The 3411-nt window shown below is 72.1% G+C and carries 4 protein-coding genes; 2 read left to right on the top strand and 2 right to left on the bottom strand.

Features of this window, described 5'->3' with window-relative positions; genetic code table 11:
- The coding region (locus tag AX737_RS25080; protein ID WP_066926121.1) for an FAD-dependent monooxygenase at nucleotides 1-1022 on the top strand (1022 nt) is incomplete at its 5' end.
- Between the two features lie 72 nt (nucleotides 1023-1094).
- Here the strand turns inward: AX737_RS25080 and ppa are convergent.
- Together ppa and AX737_RS25070 are read right to left on the bottom strand one after the other, a co-directional pair.
- Nucleotides 1095-1631, bottom strand: a complete 537-nt coding sequence (gene ppa, locus AX737_RS25075) for an inorganic diphosphatase (protein WP_066926118.1) — start codon at nucleotides 1629-1631, stop codon at nucleotides 1095-1097.
- Between the two features lie 110 nt (nucleotides 1632-1741).
- Nucleotides 1742-2248, bottom strand: a complete 507-nt coding sequence (locus AX737_RS25070; RefSeq protein ID WP_066926115.1) for a GNAT family N-acetyltransferase — start codon at nucleotides 2246-2248, stop codon at nucleotides 1742-1744.
- Nucleotides 2249-2469: 221 nt separating this feature from the next.
- On the opposite strand from AX737_RS25070, the gene AX737_RS25065 reads away from it, so the two are divergent.
- A complete protein-coding gene (locus AX737_RS25065; protein WP_066926112.1) occupies nucleotides 2470-3195 on the top strand; it encodes a tyrosine-protein phosphatase in 726 nt (241 codons plus the stop codon).
- Nucleotides 3196-3411 lie beyond the last annotated feature (216 nt).

Raw genomic sequence — 3411 nt, 5'->3', positions numbered from 1 at the left:
CGATCACCGAGATGGTGATCAGCGACAGCCGCCTCGCCGATCCGGTTCGCCCGGTCTTCCTCAGTTTCGGGCTGGGAGAACCGACGGAGGTGCAGGACGGCGCGCCCTTCGCCCACATGGTCGAGGCGGAGCCCCTCGCCGCCGCCCTGCTCGACGCCTGCCGCGAGGCCGGCGTCGCGTTCGTGGCGCGCGGGCTGGCCCGCACGCGGGTCGTGGGCGATCGGGTCCAGGCGATCGCGCCGGACGGCGCGGCCGAGACCGCGAACCTCGTGGTGGCGGCCGACGGGGCGCGCTCGCGCCTGCGCGAGGCGGCCGGCATCGGCTGGGTTGGCTGGTCCTACCCGCAATCGGGCATCGTCGCGACGATCGGGCATGACCGGCCGCACGGGGGACGCGCCTACGAGCACTTCCTGCCGAGCGGGCCCTTCGCGGTGCTGCCGCTGGCCGACGGCGGTGCGCTGGGCCACCGCTCCTCGATCGTCTGGACCGAGCGCAGCCGCGACGTGCCGGCGTTGCTGGGCGGCGAGGCGGACGAGGTGCTGGGCGAGATCGAGCGGCGCTTCACGCCGGAACTCGGCCGGCTCCGGCTGGAGGCCGGGCCGCACGCCTACCCGCTCGCCTTCGGCATCGCGCGCAGCTTCCGCGGGCCACGCCTGGCTCTGCTGGGCGACGCCGCCCACGTCATCCATCCGATCGCCGGGCAGGGTCTGAATCTCGGCCTCGCCGACGCCGCCGCGCTGGCCGAGGCGGTCACGGGCGCCCTGCGCCTGGGGCTCGATCCCGGTTCCGAGACGGTGCTGCGCGACTACGAGCGGGCCCGCCGCTTCGACACCCTCGCGATGGGTGCGGCGACGGACGGGCTCAACCGCCTGTTCTCGAACGATGCCCTGCCGCTGCGGCTGGCCCGCGACCTCGGCCTCGGGCTGGTGGACCGGATGCCGGGGCTCAAGCGCTTCTTCATCGGCGAGGCCGCGGCCTCGCGGGGGGCGCAGCCGCGGCTCTTGCGGGGGGAACGGCTCTGAGGGGAAGCGTGCCGCCGATTTCCCTCTCCCCGCATGCGGGGAGAGGGGATGCGTCCGACGCCCCCGCGGCCCTCACGCCTTCGACTTGTTGTAACGCTCGATGCCTTCCAGGATCAGGCGCTCGGCCTCGGCGCGATCGCCCCAGCGCACGATCTTGACCCACTTGCCGGGCTCCAGATCCTTGTAGTGCTCGAAGAAGTGCTGGATCTGGCTGACCGTGATCTCGGGGAGGTCGGTGTAGTTCTCCACCCGGTTGTAGCGCTGGGTCAGCTTGCGGGAGGGAACCGCGATGATCTTCTCGTCCTCGCCGCCGTCGTCCTGCATCACCAGCACGCCCACGGGACGCACGCTGATGACGGCGCCCGGGATGATGGCGCGGGTATTGGCCACCAGCACGTCGCACGGGTCGCCGTCGCCCGAGAGGGTGTGCGGGATGAAGCCGTAGTTCCCGGGATAGAACATCGGCGTGTAGAGGAACCGGTCGACGACGAGCGTGCCGGCCTCCTTGTCCATCTCGTACTTGATCGGCTCGCCGCCGAGCGGCACCTCGATGATGACGTTGACGTCGTGCGGCGGGTTCTTGCCGAGCGAGATGGCGTCGATGTTCATGGGCGTCTCTCCCGGCCCGGGCGTGCGGGCCTTGTCCTGCGGTCTCATATAACCGCCCGCGGGAGAATCAAATCGGGTGTCCGGGCGCACGCACAGGCTGCGCGCGAGCCTCAGCCGAAGATGTAGCCGATCTTCGACAATGGCACCCCGGCCACCCGGTCGAGCACGTGGGGGCCGGCCCGGCCGCCCAGCGCCGCGTAGAAGGCGCCCGCGCGACCGTTCTCCTCCAGGGCCCAGGCGCCAAGGCGCGCGAGGCCGTGGTCCGCGAGATCGTTGCGCACGGCGCGGAACAGGCGCCGGCCGAGGCCGAGGCCCTGGTATTCCGGCAGGAGATAGAGTTCGTCGATCTCGCCCTCGGTGCCCAGGCCGCGGCTGCGCGCCCGGCCGTAGGCGGCGTAGCCGACGACCGCGTCCCCCGCGTCCAGCACCGCGAGCGGGCGGCCGCGCCGCAGGGCCCCGCGCCACCACGTCCCGTCGCGCTGGGCGATCATCCGCTCGAGGGCCACGCCCGGGATGATGCCCCGGTAGGCCTCGCGCCAAGCCGCGTCGAACACCCGCGACAACCCGCCGACATCCCCCTCGCGGGCCCGGCGGATGCTCGTGGTGCGCGTGCTCATGGCCGGACCTTCCTGGTGGGGGCTGCCTCGTGGGGGCTGCGGGCTGACAACACCGGTGCCGGCCCGCAGGTTCAGTCGCGATCCTGGCGAACTGAAGGCAAGAGCGGTGCCGATGCGCCGCCCCGTGTGAGCCGCCTCGTTGGCCGCGTCCGGAAATTGCCGCCGCCCGGCACGGCTGTTAGAGGCGGCGATCCATTCCGTGCGACCCGATCCCGCCCCCCGTGTTCAAGCGATTCCTGAAGCCCGAGACGCGCTACGCCCGGCGCATGGCGCGCATCGCCCGCTTCGAGCGGCCGATCACCGGCGCGGGCGGGCGGCTGATGGCCTGGGCCAACATGCTGTTCGTCGATCACGGCGTGTTCCGGATGGCCTACCTGAACCGGCACCGGGTCGGCCGGGGGGAGCTCTGGCGCTCGGCCCAGCCCGGCCCCCACCAGCTGGCGCGCTTCCGCCGGGAGGGCGTACGCACCATCGTCACCCTGCGGGGCGGGCGCGAGCACGGCTCCTGGCCGTTGCAGCGGGAGGCCTGCGAGCGGCACGGGCTGAAGCTCGTCGAATTCGTGCTGCGCTCGCGCGAGGCGCCGGACCGCGCCACGGTCCTGGCCGCCCGCGACGTCTTCGCGTCGATCGAGTACCCGGCCGTGATGCACTGCAAGTCGGGCGCGGACCGGGCGGGACTCGCGGCAGCCCTCTACTTGATCATCCACGAGGGCCGCCCGGTGCGGGAGGCGATGGGCCAGCTCTCGGCGCGCTACGGCCATTTCCGCTTCGCCAAGACCGGCATCCTCGACGCCTTCTTCGCCCGCTACCTCGTCGAGGGCGAGTCCAGGGGGCTCGATTTCCTCACCTGGGTCGAGACGGTCTACGACCCCGAGGCACTCAAGCGCGATTTCCGTCCCGGCTTCTGGTCCGATCTCGTGGTCGATCGGGTGATTCAGCGGGAGTAGCCGGCACCGGGCTTCCCGCGCCAGGTTGCCGCCTCCAGCTCGTCATCCCGGGTTCGCCTTCGGCGCCCCGGAATGACGGTGCCTGCGCGCGACGCGATGCTCAAACCCCGTGCTGGTCGGTCTCGATCAGGATCTCGCGTTTGCCCGCGTGGTTGGCCGGCCCGACGATGCCCTCGATCTCCATCCGCTCCATCAGCGAGGCGGCGCGGTTGTAGC

The sequence above is a fragment of the Methylobacterium sp. CCH5-D2 genome, assembly GCF_001556475.1.
Classification (GTDB): domain Bacteria; phylum Pseudomonadota; class Alphaproteobacteria; order Rhizobiales; family Beijerinckiaceae; genus Methylobacterium; species Methylobacterium hispanicum.
Note: the sequence above shows the minus strand (reverse complement) of the source record. Positions and strands in the feature narration are given on the sequence as shown.

Coding starts and splice junctions, on each gene's coding strand:
- ppa (WP_066926118.1), bottom strand. CDS start 1,631: ATGAACATCGACGCCATCTCGCTCGGCAAGAACCCGCCGCACGACGTC.
- AX737_RS25070 (WP_066926115.1), bottom strand. CDS start 2,248: ATGAGCACGCGCACCACGAGCATCCGCCGGGCCCGCGAGGGGGATGTC.